The 13673-nt window shown below is 41.5% G+C and carries 15 protein-coding genes; 8 read left to right on the forward strand and 7 right to left on the reverse strand.

Annotated features, from left to right (window positions below; translation table 11 throughout):
* Positions 1-36: 36 nt before the first annotated feature.
* From MPH60_RS22210 to map, 3 genes are all read left to right on the forward strand, one after another.
* Positions 37-312, forward strand: coding sequence for a late competence development ComFB family protein (locus MPH60_RS22210; RefSeq protein ID WP_230177842.1), 276 nt, complete (start codon positions 37-39; stop codon positions 310-312).
* A 125-nt stretch (positions 313-437) separates the two neighbouring features.
* The gene (locus MPH60_RS22215; RefSeq protein ID WP_241590006.1) at positions 438-953 is read left to right on the forward strand and encodes a type 1 glutamine amidotransferase domain-containing protein; all 516 of its coding nucleotides are present in this window, start codon (positions 438-440) and stop codon (positions 951-953) included.
* Positions 954-1060: 107 nt separating this feature from the next.
* Positions 1061-1807, forward strand: coding sequence for a type I methionyl aminopeptidase (gene map / locus MPH60_RS22220; RefSeq protein WP_101224883.1), 747 nt, complete (start codon positions 1061-1063; stop codon positions 1805-1807).
* Between the two features lie 41 nt (positions 1808-1848).
* On the opposite strand, the gene MPH60_RS22225 is transcribed toward map, so the two are convergent.
* The 4 genes from MPH60_RS22225 to MPH60_RS22240 all read right to left on the reverse strand — a co-directional run bounded on the left by MPH60_RS22225 (position 1849) and on the right by MPH60_RS22240 (position 4193).
* On the reverse strand, positions 1849-2091 hold the full coding sequence (locus MPH60_RS22225; protein WP_034305676.1) for a DUF2164 domain-containing protein: 243 nt from the start codon (positions 2089-2091) through the stop codon (positions 1849-1851).
* Between the two features lie 11 nt (positions 2092-2102).
* Positions 2103-2618, reverse strand: a complete 516-nt coding sequence (gene mobB / locus MPH60_RS22230) for a molybdopterin-guanine dinucleotide biosynthesis protein B (RefSeq protein WP_241590005.1) — start codon at positions 2616-2618, stop codon at positions 2103-2105.
* Positions 2606-3871, reverse strand: a complete 1266-nt coding sequence (locus MPH60_RS22235; RefSeq protein ID WP_241590004.1) for a molybdopterin molybdotransferase MoeA — start codon at positions 3869-3871, stop codon at positions 2606-2608. Before MPH60_RS22235 ends, mobB begins: the two co-directional genes overlap by 13 nt.
* 97 nt (positions 3872-3968) lie before the next feature.
* Complete coding sequence (locus tag MPH60_RS22240; protein WP_034305672.1) at positions 3969-4193, reverse strand: DUF1128 domain-containing protein; 225 nt, start codon at positions 4191-4193, stop codon at positions 3969-3971.
* A 221-nt stretch (positions 4194-4414) separates the two neighbouring features.
* On the opposite strand from MPH60_RS22240, the gene MPH60_RS22245 reads away from it, so the two are divergent.
* Positions 4415-4807: a YtxH domain-containing protein gene (locus MPH60_RS22245; RefSeq protein WP_241590003.1), complete on the forward strand. Its 393-nt coding sequence runs from the start codon at positions 4415-4417 to the stop codon at positions 4805-4807.
* A gap of 16 nt (positions 4808-4823) precedes the next feature.
* Positions 4824-5663, forward strand: a complete 840-nt coding sequence (locus MPH60_RS22250; RefSeq protein WP_241590002.1) for a YihY/virulence factor BrkB family protein — start codon at positions 4824-4826, stop codon at positions 5661-5663.
* Between the two features lie 235 nt (positions 5664-5898).
* Here the strand turns inward: MPH60_RS22250 and MPH60_RS22255 are convergent, their stop codons facing one another.
* Together MPH60_RS22255 and MPH60_RS22260 are read right to left on the reverse strand one after the other, a co-directional pair.
* Positions 5899-7818 (reverse strand): heavy metal translocating P-type ATPase, encoded by a 1920-nt coding sequence (locus MPH60_RS22255; RefSeq protein WP_241590001.1) that lies wholly within the window; start codon positions 7816-7818, stop codon positions 5899-5901.
* A gap of 330 nt (positions 7819-8148) precedes the next feature.
* The gene (locus tag MPH60_RS22260) at positions 8149-9315 is read right to left on the reverse strand and encodes an MFS transporter (RefSeq protein ID WP_241590000.1); all 1167 of its coding nucleotides are present in this window, start codon (positions 9313-9315) and stop codon (positions 8149-8151) included.
* Positions 9316-9504: 189 nt separating this feature from the next.
* On the opposite strand from MPH60_RS22260, the gene cax reads away from it, so the two are divergent.
* Positions 9505-10563: a calcium/proton exchanger gene (gene cax / locus MPH60_RS22265; RefSeq protein WP_241590161.1), complete on the forward strand. Its 1059-nt coding sequence runs from the start codon at positions 9505-9507 to the stop codon at positions 10561-10563.
* 682 nt (positions 10564-11245) lie between these two features.
* A complete protein-coding gene (locus MPH60_RS22270) occupies positions 11246-12058 on the forward strand; it encodes a YfkD famly protein (RefSeq protein ID WP_241589999.1) in 813 nt (270 codons plus the stop codon).
* Positions 12059-12093: 35 nt separating this feature from the next.
* Here the strand turns inward: MPH60_RS22270 and yfkAB are convergent, their stop codons facing one another.
* Entirely contained in the window at positions 12094-13221 is a 1128-nt protein-coding gene (gene yfkAB, locus MPH60_RS22275) for a radical SAM/CxCxxxxC motif protein YfkAB (protein WP_241589998.1), read from the reverse strand.
* Between the two features lie 150 nt (positions 13222-13371).
* Between yfkAB and MPH60_RS22280 the strand changes: the two genes are divergently transcribed.
* Positions 13372-13557, forward strand: coding sequence for an SE1561 family protein (locus tag MPH60_RS22280; RefSeq protein WP_101224874.1), 186 nt, complete (start codon positions 13372-13374; stop codon positions 13555-13557).
* Positions 13558-13673 lie beyond the last annotated feature (116 nt).

Here is a 13673-nt window from a genome sequence, read left to right on the forward strand (position 1 = left end):
CAGGAATGGACGGGTTTTTCTTTTTAAGGAGAATATATGGAAAGAGAATATACAAATGTGATGGAAGAAATTGTTGTGACTTGGGTGCAGGTTTTAATGTCAGGAATGGAATACCAAACATTTTGTTCATGCGGTAAATGTAAAAATGACATCATCACATTATCATTGAATAACCTGCCTAATTACTATGTAACCACGGAAGAAGGGCGGAAACGGATATTTGGAAATTTGAATACAGAAGAAAACAGGAAATGGATCAATAAAAGAATCATCAATGCGATACACGTTGTTGGCCAGTATCCTAAACATTGAGTTGCTTTGGGAGTAGGCTAAATAAAGCAATAACATTAATTATGTGTTTTATTTATGGTGGGAGAGGGAACATAAATAAAGTGCAAAGTAGGTTCATTCGATCAAAAATTGAGGAGATGAATGTTATGGGTAAAAATATCGCATGTGTAATAACGAATATGTTTGAAGACTCGGAGTATAGTGAACCGGCGAAGGCATTTGAAGAAGCCGGCCATACGGTAACGACGATTGAAATGATTAAAGGGAAAACTGTTAAAGGGAAGCAGGGGGAGGTGGAAGTCGAGATTGATGAAAGCATCGACTCAGTGAAACCGGAAAATTTCGATGCATTATTCATCCCCGGCGGGTTTTCGCCTGATCAGCTGCGTGCTGACGAACGTTTCGTATCTTTCGCCAAATCGTTCATGGATGATAAAAAGCCTGTATTTGCGATCTGTCATGGACCGCAATTGCTGATTACAGCCAAAACACTTGAAGGACGCCACGCAACAGGATATACATCCATTAAAGTCGATATGGAGTATGCAGGTGCCACATATTTGGACAAGGAGGTTGTGGTTTGCGGCAACCAGCTTGTTACCAGCAGGACACCTGAAGATCTTCCGGCATTTAACCGGGAATCGCTCAATCTATTGAAATAATGAAAAATCCCGGCAGCTGCCGGGATTTTTCATTTTAAAGGATTCATATACTTCCATCTTTGCAGTAAAATAAAAGGAGAGACGAAATAAAAAAGGAAGTGTCACGATTGATCGTATTAAAATCTGCACGTGAAATTCAAGCGATGCATGAATCGGGAAAAATTTTGGCAGCTTGTCATAGGGAGATTGCTAAGTTGATTGTTCCTGGGGTGACAACATGGGAAATAGAAGAATTTGTTGAAGGATTCTTAAAAAAACATGGTGCGAAGCCGGAACAAAAGGGTTACAAAGGTTATGAGTATGCGACATGTGCCAGCATCAATGAAGAAATCTGTCATGGTTTCCCACGGAAGACCCCTTTGAAAAATGGAGATATCGTAACGATTGATATGGTGGTCAATTATAACGGGGCCCTTGCCGATTCTGCTTGGACGTATACGGTCGGTAAGGTTTCAAAGGAAACCGAGCATCTGGTTCATGTGACGAAGGAATCTTTATATAAGGCGATTGAAGTATGTGTGGAAGGCAATCGGATTGGAGATATTGGTCATGCGATACAAACATATGTCGAGGCGGAGGGCTTCTCTGTCGTTCGTGATTTCATCGGCCACGGGATAGGAAGTGTCATTCATGAAGAGCCGCAAGTTCCGCATTATGGACTTCCGAATAAAGGTCCGCGTCTTAAGGAAGGCATGGTATTCACCATCGAGCCAATGGTAAATGTAGGTACATATAAAGCAAGCCGGGATCCGAACGGATGGACGGCATCCACTGCAGATGGGAAATACTCGGCTCAATATGAGCATACGATTGCCATTACGAAAAACGGTCCGCTTATTCTGACCGAACAATGAACATGAAAAAACAGCATCGATTATGATGCTGTTTTTTCATGTTAATCAATTGGCCGTTCCAATGAATACAAATCCTCTTCAATATTTCCTAATCTGTCCTCCATGACTTTTTTAGCATCTTTGATACCTTCATTATAAATAAATGGAGCAATATTTTCGAAAATGAACTGCAAGTGATTCTCAGCAGCGATTTCTCCGATTTCCTTGCCATGTTCCTGATACACATATTCTTGGATACTTTCGATCATCTTGCGGCGTTTTTCTATGGGAAATTGAATGAACATTGTGGCCTCCTTCATATTTGTTCTAAAAACCATTTAATGAATGATTCCGAATCCAAAGGGAAGACGGGTACAGAAGCATGATTCCTGGTTCGTTCCAGACATTCGGGCCAAGCCACCGCTGCTTTGACATTAGTAAGCCGTTCCAATAACACGAGGTCACTTTCTTCCTTGATTAAAATGACCTTAGGAAAGTCCTCTTGCTTATAACCCTCAATTAAAATCACATCAGGGAGAAATAGACACAGTAATTGAATCAGCTCAGTAATAGGGGCTTTCCCCTTGAAATTGCCGAGCAGCTCGATTGTTCCATCACCTTCAACAAGAGAAGCTGCGGCCCCAGCTTGAAAGTGTTTATTGGAATCCTTCATACCGTTGACATCCGGTTTTCCGCCATGTCCATGATGTTTTAAAACGGCTGTCTCCAATTTGGCTTTGCGAAGCTTTTCGATAATATTCGTTATGAAGGTCGTTTTTCCTCTATTTTGGTAACCAACCACCTGAAAAATAAAAGGCTTCACCAAGGCCATTTGCATCCTTCTTGGTCTTCAAGGAGCAGGATGTCCACGAGATCTCCAGTTTGGAAACCACGGGTCCCTCCAGGTAAGACGGTCAATGAATTGGCACCTGCCAAGCTTGTTGTAATATTGGATTTATCCACACCGCTAGGAATTACCTTCAACTGGCCGGATTCGTAAAATAATCGGGTCCGAAGCAGACGTGAGAATGGATTCGGTTTTAAGAAGTCTTCTGCCAATCGTGCCGTCTCTTTTCGTAAATGCGGAAGTTTCGAAAACAGCATGGTGCGGATGATTGGTCTTGCAAATAGTTCAAAGCCGACATAACTGGCGGAAGGATTGCCGGATAAACCGAATAAAAATTTGTTATTATATACCGCTACGGTCGTCACGCTGCCGGGGCGCATTGCCACTTTGTTGAATAAGACTTCAGCGCCCATTTTTTGATAAATATCCGGGAGAAGGTCAAAATCTCCGACAGAAACCCCTCCAGTTGTAATGAGCAAATCAACTTCCTCCAAGGCAGTTGAAATGGCCTCGTAGCTTAATTCGAATTCGTCCTTAAGCTTTCCATAAAAGCGGACTTCTCCTCCGGCCCTCCGAATTTGGGCGGAGATGGCATGTGAATTGCTGTTGCGGATTTTCCCAGGCTGCAACGGTTCGTTAACATCAAGGAGTTCCGAACCCGTAGCGAATAATCCGACGACAGGTTTCTTGGCAACTGGGACTTCGGCATATCCGAATGTTGCCAGCAAGCCGATGATCCCAGGATTGATCGCTGTTCCTTTTTTTACAAGAACATCGCCTTTCTTTGCATCCTCTCCTTGAAAAGAAACGTTTTCGCCTTCTCTAAGTGAGCGTTTAAATGATATGTACTTCTTTCCGTCCTTTTCGAATTCCTTTGTGAGCTCGAGCATGATTACGGCATCACACTCAGCTGGCATCTGAGCTCCAGTCATGATTCTCGCCACTTGATTTTTTTGTATAGGTATAGTCGAGACCATCCCCGCAGCAAGCTCTTCAACCACTTCGAACTCAAGAGGGTTATTTATGGAACCCTCTGCCGTATCCTTGGACATGAGGGCGAACCCATCATATGGAGAGCGGTTAAAATGCGGAACATCATTTGTAGCTACAATATCTTGAGCCAAAAACCGGTCTTGGCTTTCCTCGAGGGGAATCAGTTCCGCATGTCCTATTAATTTATGCTTCATCACTTTTTCCACTGCTTCTGCAATACTTATGGGTGTTCTTCTTTCTACCATGCTTACAACTCCTGTCGGTTTTCAATTTCTATATCAAATGTATCAGAATTATTTTATAAATGAAAAAAATCCTCACCGGTATGGGAGGATTTGAATGTTATTTATTACGCAGTCTTCCAAGTTCTTCGGCGATCGCTTCCATTTCACGGACACTGAAATTCGTTTTTTTCATCACCATTGTATAAATATCGTGAAGCTCTTCGTACATTTCGATATCAAAATGGGTTGATTTGATTGCACCGAAGTTCATCACTTTTAATTTATCCTTGATTGCTTCGATCATAAACTCGACACTTTCGGCTGTGTTTTGCGTTAAATCCATTTCCTTCATCCTTTCATACGTTCCTAAATTATTTTCATCTTTGCATGATTACCGCTGGAAGTCAATGAATATTACGAAGCTTGATCCCCAATATACTTGGTCATCTCCACGTTTTAAACTGAGATAGTTTGGGAAAAGATAGGAAAAAACTTTTTTAAACATTGTATAATGGAGATAGCTACCATTATCCATCAACTAATATATGACGAGGAGGAGAATATATGAGCAACATTCGAGAAGAATATAAGTGTGACAAGAAAAGTAAATTTATGCAAGCGGTCTTTATTGGGGCATTAGCAGGGGCTGCGATAAGCCTATTTGACAAGGATACGCGTTATTCTGTATTGGAAAACAGTAAAAGCTGCATGAGTAATATGAAGGAATTCGTGAAGAATCCCAATGGGGTGCTTACACAAGTACGTGAAACATCATCCAAGGTCCGTTCCACTGTTGAAAAAATTTCCGATGATGTATCCTTCATTTCCCAAAAGGTGGAGGAAATGAAAGATATTCCATCGCAAGTTGCCCAAGTGGTGATGGAGACGAAGGAAGTTTTTGCTGCAGAGCAAGATGAGTCATCTTCAAGTCAACATGAACGGATTTCCTTAAATTAGAAAATGGGGTGGAGGTATGGCCAATAAAAAAGAATGGCTGAAAGGCTCATTCTTCAAGGCTTTCATAAAACGGTTACAGATGGATGATGTGTCGGGGCTTGCCGCACAGCTGTCTTATTTCTTCTTACTTTCCCTGTTTCCGTTACTTATTTTTTTATTCACTTTATTGGCCTATCTGCCATTTTCCCAAGAAGATATATTAAATACCGTCCGTACATATGCGCCTGACGATTCGATGAAAATCATTGAGGCCAACCTATCTGAAGTAATGGAAGCGAATGGGACTTTATTGTCGATTGGTGTCATCGGAACGATATGGTCGGCATCGAATGGGATGAATGCAATCATTAAAGCATTTAACCATGCATACGATGTAAAAGAAAGTCGAACTTTCTTTATTTCCCGGGGAATGTCGATACTTCTCACTTTAGCGATGATTTTTGTTTTTATTGTCGTTTTATTGCTGCCGGTATTCGGAAAACAGATCGGAGTATTCCTATTTGCCGAAATAGGACAATCCGATGAGTTTCTTACGATTTGGAACCAGCTTCGCTGGGTGATCAGTACGCTTGTATTTTTAATTGTGTTCACTATCCTTTATTGGATTGCCCCCAACATAAAGCTGAAATGCATAACCGTACTGCCCGGTGCTGTTTTTGCAACGGCAGGATGGAGTCTTGTTTCCTTTTTGTTTTCTTTTTATGTGGAGAACTTCGCTAATTATTCCGCAACATATGGAAGTCTTGGAGGAATCATCGTATTAATGGTCTGGTTTTATTTATCGGGGCTCATCATCATACTGGGAGGGGAAATAAATGCGCTCATAAGTGAAAGGCAAAAACCAGAATGTGCATGAGCTTCCTGGAGTTCCCGTAATAGCGGACAATCATGCTGCAGATACTATTCAAGAAATAACAACTTTTGAAGAGGAGGAGTTTTTTCATGAGTAAAAAGGATGGCAGCACAAAGCAAAAAGGAAAAAATAAAGGTTCGAACCATAAAACATCAGGTTCTGCAAATGGTAAGAACGGATATCACTAAATGAAACGATCATAAAAAAAAAGGAGCCTTGGAGGGCTCCTTTTTCATGCTTAGTTTCTCAAAAGTCTTAAGCTGTTCAGTATAACGAGAATTGTGCTACCTTCATGTCCAATGACGCCGTATGGAAGGTCAAGGAATTGAAGGAAATTGGATGCGATCAGGATCATGATGACCGAAATTGAAAAGATGACATTTTGTTTGATGATTCGATTCATCTTCTTGGATAATTTGACTGCTTCCGCGATGCGCGGCAGGTCATTCTTCATTAAAACAACATCCGCTGTCTCCAAGGCAACATCCGTGCCTTCACCCATTGCAATTCCCACAGATGCTGTTGCTAGTGCAGGTGCATCATTGATGCCATCCCCAACCATTGCTACAGTGCCAAAATGTTCTTTCAGCCTTTTCACTTCAGTCACTTTGGTTTCTGGCAGGCATTCGGCAATATATGCATCAATATGGCTTTCCGACGCAATCGCTTTAGCCGTTTTTTCACCATCGCCTGTCAGCATGACGGTATGGATGCCCTCATTTTTCAAAGCTTCGATGGCTGTAATGGTTTCTTCACGCACGACATCCTTCAAAGTGAGAATACCGGCAATCCCTTGATCATCCTTTGCATAAACGATTGTCTTACCTTGTTCAGCCAATGTCAGTGCAATGCCATTTTGGAATCGTTCTGCTTCACTGCGACCGACGAAATCAGCTTTTCCGACTTTCCAAAGCACGCCATTGATGTATGCTTGAACCCCATTGCCTGAGATATCTTCCATGTTATCCGGTTTAATGATGTCTCTTTGCAATTTTGTTTTGGCATAACGTACGATCGATGTTGCCAAAGGGTGGTTCGAATAATTTTCAACAGATGCAATATGAAATAAGAAATCAACTTCGTTTAAATCTTCGCGGATAATGATATCCGTTACCTCCGGTTTTCCTTTTGTCAATGTACCGGTTTTATCTAAAGCAATTGCCTGCAGGTTACCTAGATTCTCAAGATGGATGCCGCCTTTAAATAAAATGCCATGACGAGCACCATTTGAAATGGCAGAAAGCGTAGCTGGCATAATAGAGGCCACAAGTGCGCAAGGAGAAGCGACAACGAGCAGGATCATCGCTCTGTAGAATGTTTCGGTCCAGCTCCACCCCAATATGAAATGGGGTACGAACATCATCAAGCCGACAACGGTCAACACCACTTTTACATAAGTCCCTTCAAACCGTTCAATGAACAGCTGGGAAGGGGACTTTTCACTTTGGGCGGATTGAACGAGAGTGATTATTTTTTGAAATAATGTTTCACTTGCTGGTTTGGTGATTTCCACGGTAATCGTACCACGGAGATTAACAGTTCCGGCAAATACTTCATCATCCAATGATTTGCTGACCGGTATGGATTCACCAGTGATGGCGGCTTCATCGATATTGGTACGGCCGTCGGTGATTTTTCCATCTGAAGGAACTCTCTCACCTGGTTTCACTAAAATGAGATCTCCGATATGCAGCTGTGAAACGGATACGGTTTCCTCATATCCGTTAGTGATGCGCAGTGCTTCCTCAGGCTGTAAGTCCATAAGTGCCGAAATTTCTTTATGGCTTTTATTCATCGTGTATGTCTCAAGGGCACCGCTTAAAGCGAAGATGAAAATCAATATGGCACCTTCCGTCCAGTATCCGATGACCGCAGAACCGATGGCCGCAAAAATCATCAGCATCTCAACATTCAATTCCCGGTCGGCAATCGTATCTTCTATTCCTTCTTTTGCCTTGGCATATCCGCCAATCAAGAAAGAAGCTAAGTATATGACGATGGAAGTGGACTCCATTCCGTTCTTTGATAGGACCCAGCCCAACACTATTAATAAACCGCTGAATAATGCAGCAATAAGTTCTAGATGAGGTTTTGCTTTTTCCAACCAAGTGGTTTTGCATGTTGCCGGTTGGGTTAAATGTTTAGTATCTGTAGTCATAAGATTCCCTCCCACATTCTTCTCTATTTTGTGTAAATGATATAGATTATCATTTGTTTGATACCTAATTGAGAAAGATAATCAACGTCATTTCTCTGGATAAAATATGAAAGCTGCCATCGTAATTGCGATGACAGCAATGTTTTCAAAGGTTTTTAAACGTAATGTCCCTTTTGTTATTATTATAATACCACATATCCTATTCGGAAATAAAGAAGAATGATTCTAATCTAGTAAAAAATATAAAGTATCTCCTATCCAATATAAAGTCTATTGATAAAAACAGTTCAAATTGAAAAATAAAAGAAGTAGTCCAGATAAAAAACTATACTACATAACTGCAGCAGGCATTTTTTCCTTAAACAAGGCCAATGATATGAAGACAAGGAAAAGCATGATACTGATCATATAGAAAAAGTTCCCTCCATCAATGTGTTCTATAACCAGGCCGCCAAAAAACGGACCGCCGATGCTGCCGAGGCTAAAGAAAATACTGCATAATAAATTTCCAGCAGGTAATAGGTTGCGAGGCAAAAGGTCTGCCATATAACTGATTCCCAGCGAGAAGGTCGAACCAACCATCATTCCACCAAACATAAAGCAAATGAATAGACCAAGCACCGAATAAGAAAAAATCCCTGCAAGAGTGAATATGGCAAACCCTGAAAAAAGTATCGTCAGCAAGGTCTTTCGCCGGCCAAAACGGTCACTTATCATCCCCAAGGGAATCTGGGTAAGCAGGGTCCCCGCGGAAAATGCCGGAATGATGATGGATACTGCGGTTAAATCGATTCCGGAGCGCAGGGCGAATACGGGAAAATTACTATTCAATGATGCTTCAAGCACGCCAAATGTGAACGGAAGTAAAAAAGCGACCCAAGCTATGCGGCTAACTTTCGTAAACCTTTTGAGTGTGCCAAGAAATGATGTGCTTTCAGAATCATCCTGTTCAGGAAGCTCATTTCCAATAAGGAAAACAGTGGACCAAGCTAGAAGACTAAGTATGGATGTGATGATGAAAGGCAAAGACTGATTAATCTCGAGAAGCTTCGTCATCATTGGGCCAACCATGAAGCCAAGACTGAAGAAAAGTCCATAAATGGCAAGATTCTTTCCGCGCTTCGTTTTTGGTGAAATGGCAGTGATCCATGTCTGGGTAGCAAAGTGAAGTGTATGATCGCCAATTCCAATGAAGAAACGCAGGATGAACCAAAACCAGAATGATTTCCAAACAGGAAATAAGGCAAGCGATAGAATGACCGTTATCCCGCCAAATAATATCAATGGCTTATAGCCGTATTTACGGAGCGGGGCTTCCATAAAAGGGGAAATCAACAGAATTCCAATATAAAGCGAGGCTGCATGAAATCCGTTTAGGGATGAGCTAATTCCGTCATTTTCAAAAATGATGGCTATGATCGGCAGAAGCATCCCTTGAGAAAACCCCGATATGCCGACAATTAAGATTAAAACGCTAAAAAGCAATTTATTATTCATAAAATCATGTCTCCTAAGAAATGTATGCCTTCTTGATGTTACATCTTAGGAAGAGGATTAAGCAATAGAAATTTGGGTAAATATTGACAAGAAGAGAGAGGATGATAAAATTTTCCTTTGTCATCGCCGGAAGATTATGTATGATAGTTTTTGTTACATAATAAGAACTATAGGATTGTGAGGAGAAGTATCGTGAATAAAATATTTTTGGGGCTTGTCCTGTTAGGCGTCCCTATATCAGTCATTGGGTCATTATTGCATTGGCCGAGTGTGATCATGTTCATCGTATATTGCTTAACCATCGTCGCGCTAGCAGGATTCATGGGCCGTGCGACTGAAAGCTTAGCGATCGTAATGGGACCAAGGATTGGCGGTCTCTTGAATGCAACCTTTGGAAATGCAGTGGAATTGATCATATCCATCTTTTCATTAAAGGCGGGGCTTGTGGGGGTCGTGTTGGCTTCTTTGACTGGTTCCGTATTAGGAAACTTATTGTTGGTGGCAGGACTTTCATTCTTTGTCGGAGGGACTAAATACAAAAGGCAGAAATTTAATGTATTCGATGCGAGGCATAATGCCGGTCTATTGATTTTTGCAGTTATTGTAGCCTTCGTCATACCTGAAGTATTCACACAAGATATGAGTGAATCAAGCACGATGTCGTTAAGTGTAGGAATTTCCATTATATTGATCTTATTATATCTTGCTGCATTATTCTTTAAATTGGTCACTCACCGAGGCGTATATCAGCATACGGAGAAACCCGAGGAACATGAAGAGGAAGTACCGGAGTGGAGCAAGAAAAAGGCAATTATAATACTTGCTGTCGCTACATTGGCCGTTGCGTATGTATCGGAGAAACTTGTTCATACGTTCAGTGAAGTGGGGGAAACCTTTGGATGGTCTGAGTTATTCATCGGTGTCATTATCGTTGCAATCGTGGGGAACGCGGCAGAGCATGCGTCAGCCGTCATAATGGCCTATAAAAACAAAATGGATGTCGCAGTGGAGATTGCCGTTGGTTCCACGCTTCAAGTAGCGATGTTCGTAGCTCCTGTACTCGTACTTATCTCATTAATGTATCCAACGCATATGCCGCTTGTTTTCACAATGCCAGAACTGATATCAATGGTTACAGCAGTCTTTCTGATGATCATGATTTCGAATGACGGGGAAACGAACTGGTTTGAAGGCCTTACCTTATTGGCCGCTTACTTCATTATGGGAATTGGATTTTACTTATTATAAGAAATGCAGGCCTTCCGATGCGGGAGGTCTTCTTTTTTGGCTCTTTTCGTAAAGATTGTTGTTTTTAAAACAAAACGATTTAAGGTTGATTGGAGCGCAAGTGCGAGGCTCCTGCGGGGGTGGATCCCACAGGCGTTTGCGCCGAGGAGGCTCACCGCCCGCCCCGCGGAAAGCGAGCATCTGGAGGGGAAATCAACCACACCGCTTTACTTGGTAAATAGCAACACAGTATGGCGAAAACAGCCATTTTTTTTACTGAAAAATAAAAATGACTCTGCTCAGGTTAGATTTAGCAGAGTCATTTCTATATTAGTAAATTACCATTCATAAGTTATTCCAAAATTTTTCATCATGCTTTTGTAAAAGTTGAGAAAATATTCTAGAGTGTCACACCATCCTTTTACATCAGATTTAAGTATAGGCGAATTCGTTTTCTGTCATCCTTTAAAAGGGCGTCATGGATTGTTCGATAAGCATACCTCCTGAAGGTTTAATAGGTATGAACGATTTTCGCCTCCTTTTTATAATGTAAAATAAGTATAACCGATTCAAATAAAAAAGTAAATATTCTGAACTTTACAAATTCATTACAAAATCGAAATAAGAATGAAATGTATAGAATGTTGGCTAAAAACAAAATCTATAACAAAATGATTGAACCCCTCAAAAGGAGTGCGACAGCATGAGAAGAACAATTCTTATTACGATGATTGCCCTGATTGCCTTCATTCAGGCGAATGTAAGTTTTGCAGCTGATATTCCAGAAGGCAAAGCTAATCCCAATAAGGTGAATATCCCACCTTCCGTTTTGAATATTGCAAAGGAGAATACGTATCCGAACCCAACCCAGGATCTTCCAATGCTGCAGCCGAGTAAGCTTGCCGAACAATTGATCGACTCGTCGGATATCAAGATTGAAAATCCAGAACTCATCCATATGTTGAATGAATCGGCAATTGCGAAAGCTCCGCTTGCTTTTGGTTACAGGGCGACGATTTACCTTGGCCATTGGGCATTGAATTATGAGTCTTCGGAAACGGCGCCAAACTGGGAATACCAAAAAATCAATACGAATTACTACGATAATCGCGGCGGTGAGGTTCCATACAGAATCCGTTATGTCCAGGAAAGTCAGAAGGCAGTGAGTGGCGGTCTCACAGCAAAAATCCCTAAGACAGAGGATGTTCAAAAGATGATGCTGTTAAAAGCCACTGAGAAAACGAATTTGCCACTGGCTTTTGAAACGATCATTGGAGCTGGTACGAAAAAAGATGAAGTATACAATGTTGCTTCTAATAGGATAGGTTACTTATCCAGTTATGCTTCCGCCGTCAATGAAAAAGGGAAGGTCACATATGGGGAAGTGTATTTGAACCTAAAAGGAAATAAAAGAACCATTACGATAAAGAACATCACTTCACAAGGCATCGGTGCATGGATACCGGTTCAGGACCATGTTTCCTTCAGCTTTACAGTCTCGCAGCAACCTAGGTAAATTGAAAAACTCGCCGGATTGGCGAGTTTTTTTCTTCATATGGTTGATTTCCTGGTCCTGAAGTCATCCTTCGGGTAGTATGCATTTTTGACGAGAACATTGGGGCCTAGACATTTGACTGCCGGACAGTGGCAATTCAATTCATTGGCAAGTTTCGAATTCATCCATGTTTCATAGGATTCGGTCAAGGGCTGGTCTTTGATATTCCCTAATGTAGGTGCGTCCCCAAAATCGGTCACGATCACTTCCCCTGTGAAAATATTGATGTTCAACCGGGAACGTCCATCAGGGTCATTACGAACCGTCACTTTATGTGAACCATATAGGCGTTGAAGCAGCTTTATATCCTCTTTATTGTTATTGCAAGGATAAAATGGCAGGGTACCGAAAAGCATCCAAACATTTTCATCACGGATATCAAGCAAATGATGAATCGCTTCACGCATTTTGTCCAATGATAAAGTTTCAAGTGCCGAAGCGAAATCGCTTGGATACATAGGATGAATTTCATGCCTTTGACATCCCATTTCATCGACGATCTGTCTGTGAATATGCTCAAGATGCGGCAATGTCCGTTTATTAAGCATCGTTTCTGCAGAAACCAGCACACCAGCCTTTGTCAGGGCCCGGGAATTTTCGATCATTTTATCAAATAATTTCTTTCGCTGTTCCCGAGATGGTTTTCGGTCCATCATGGCAAAGCCGATATCAATGAATTCATCGATTGTTCCCCAGTTATGGGAAATGTGCAGGACATCCAAATAAGGAATGATTTCCTCATACCTTTCCAGGTCAAGGGTCAAATTGGAATTGATTTGTGTCCGGACCCCGCGGCTACGGGCATATTTCAATAGAGGCAAAACATAATTCTTCACTTGTTTTCTTGAAAGCATCGGCTCCCCGCCAGTGATGCTAAGCGAGCGAAGCAAAGGGATCTCTTCGAGGCGCTGAATCAGTAATTCCAGTGGAAGTGCATCCGGGTCCTTGGGCTGGAGTGTGTAACCGACGGCACAATGCTCACAACGCATATTGCAAAGGGTGGTGGTGGTGAACTCCACATTGGTAAGGCTGAGTTTTCCATATTGTTCAACGTCCATATATGCTTCCCAAGGGTCATACTTGGGTGAAATTGGTGTTAAAAGATCTTGCTTGATTATTGACATATTTAAAACTCCTTACGTAATAATGCACTAACCCATTATGAACAATGGGGACAAAAATTGTCAAATGGCGGAGAGCTGCATTTATAGCTTGCCATTGCACTTTCAAGCAGATTTCGTTACGATGAAAGAAGAACGGAAGGAGAGTGCCTCATGGGAAAATCCATTACAGGTAAAAACGAACAATTAACATACTTAAAAGAACGCCTCACGATGTTCATGGAAGTTCTTGATCATATCGAACCGGAAAATACGGAGTTGGAAGATATAGACCGTTTAATCGGCATGTTAGATGATTTGGAAGGCAAAGTGGAACAATTCAAAACCCGCGAAGACTAATATCTGTTTCGATAGTATGATTTTTTCAATGTTAATATTCATGAAGGGATGACGGGAAAACTTCGTCATCCTTTTTTGATGGAAATGATTGGTGATTAAATTTAACTCATGGGCTA

The organism is Peribacillus sp. Aquil_B1, from assembly GCF_022603275.1.
In the GTDB taxonomy this organism is placed as follows: Bacteria; Bacillota; Bacilli; order Bacillales; family DSM-1321; genus Peribacillus.

What these genes read in the sequence shown, in the direction of transcription:
- MPH60_RS22210 (WP_230177842.1), top strand. Translation starts at nt 37, where the DNA reads ATGGAAAGAGAATATACAAATGTGATGGAAGAAATTGTTGTGACTTGG.
- MPH60_RS22215 (WP_241590006.1), top strand. Translation starts at nt 438, where the DNA reads ATGGGTAAAAATATCGCATGTGTAATAACGAATATGTTTGAAGACTCG.
- MPH60_RS22225 (WP_034305676.1), bottom strand. Translation starts at nt 2,091, where the DNA reads ATGTTCATTCAATTTCCCATAGAAAAACGCCGCAAGATGATCGAAAGT.
- mobB (WP_241590005.1), bottom strand. Translation starts at nt 2,618, where the DNA reads ATGGCCTTGGTGAAGCCTTTTATTTTTCAGGTGGTTGGTTACCAAAAT.
- MPH60_RS22235 (WP_241590004.1), bottom strand. Translation starts at nt 3,871, where the DNA reads ATGGTAGAAAGAAGAACACCCATAAGTATTGCAGAAGCAGTGGAAAAA.
- MPH60_RS22240 (WP_034305672.1), bottom strand. Translation starts at nt 4,193, where the DNA reads ATGGATTTAACGCAAAACACAGCCGAAAGTGTCGAGTTTATGATCGAA.
- MPH60_RS22245 (WP_241590003.1), top strand. Translation starts at nt 4,415, where the DNA reads ATGAGCAACATTCGAGAAGAATATAAGTGTGACAAGAAAAGTAAATTT.
- MPH60_RS22250 (WP_241590002.1), top strand. Translation starts at nt 4,824, where the DNA reads ATGGCCAATAAAAAAGAATGGCTGAAAGGCTCATTCTTCAAGGCTTTC.
- MPH60_RS22255 (WP_241590001.1), bottom strand. Translation starts at nt 7,818, where the DNA reads ATGACTACAGATACTAAACATTTAACCCAACCGGCAACATGCAAAACC.
- MPH60_RS22260 (WP_241590000.1), bottom strand. Translation starts at nt 9,315, where the DNA reads ATGAATAATAAATTGCTTTTTAGCGTTTTAATCTTAATTGTCGGCATA.
- MPH60_RS22270 (WP_241589999.1), top strand. Translation starts at nt 11,246, where the DNA reads ATGAGAAGAACAATTCTTATTACGATGATTGCCCTGATTGCCTTCATT.
- yfkAB (WP_241589998.1), bottom strand. Translation starts at nt 13,221, where the DNA reads ATGTCAATAATCAAGCAAGATCTTTTAACACCAATTTCACCCAAGTAT.
- MPH60_RS22280 (WP_101224874.1), top strand. Translation starts at nt 13,372, where the DNA reads ATGGGAAAATCCATTACAGGTAAAAACGAACAATTAACATACTTAAAA.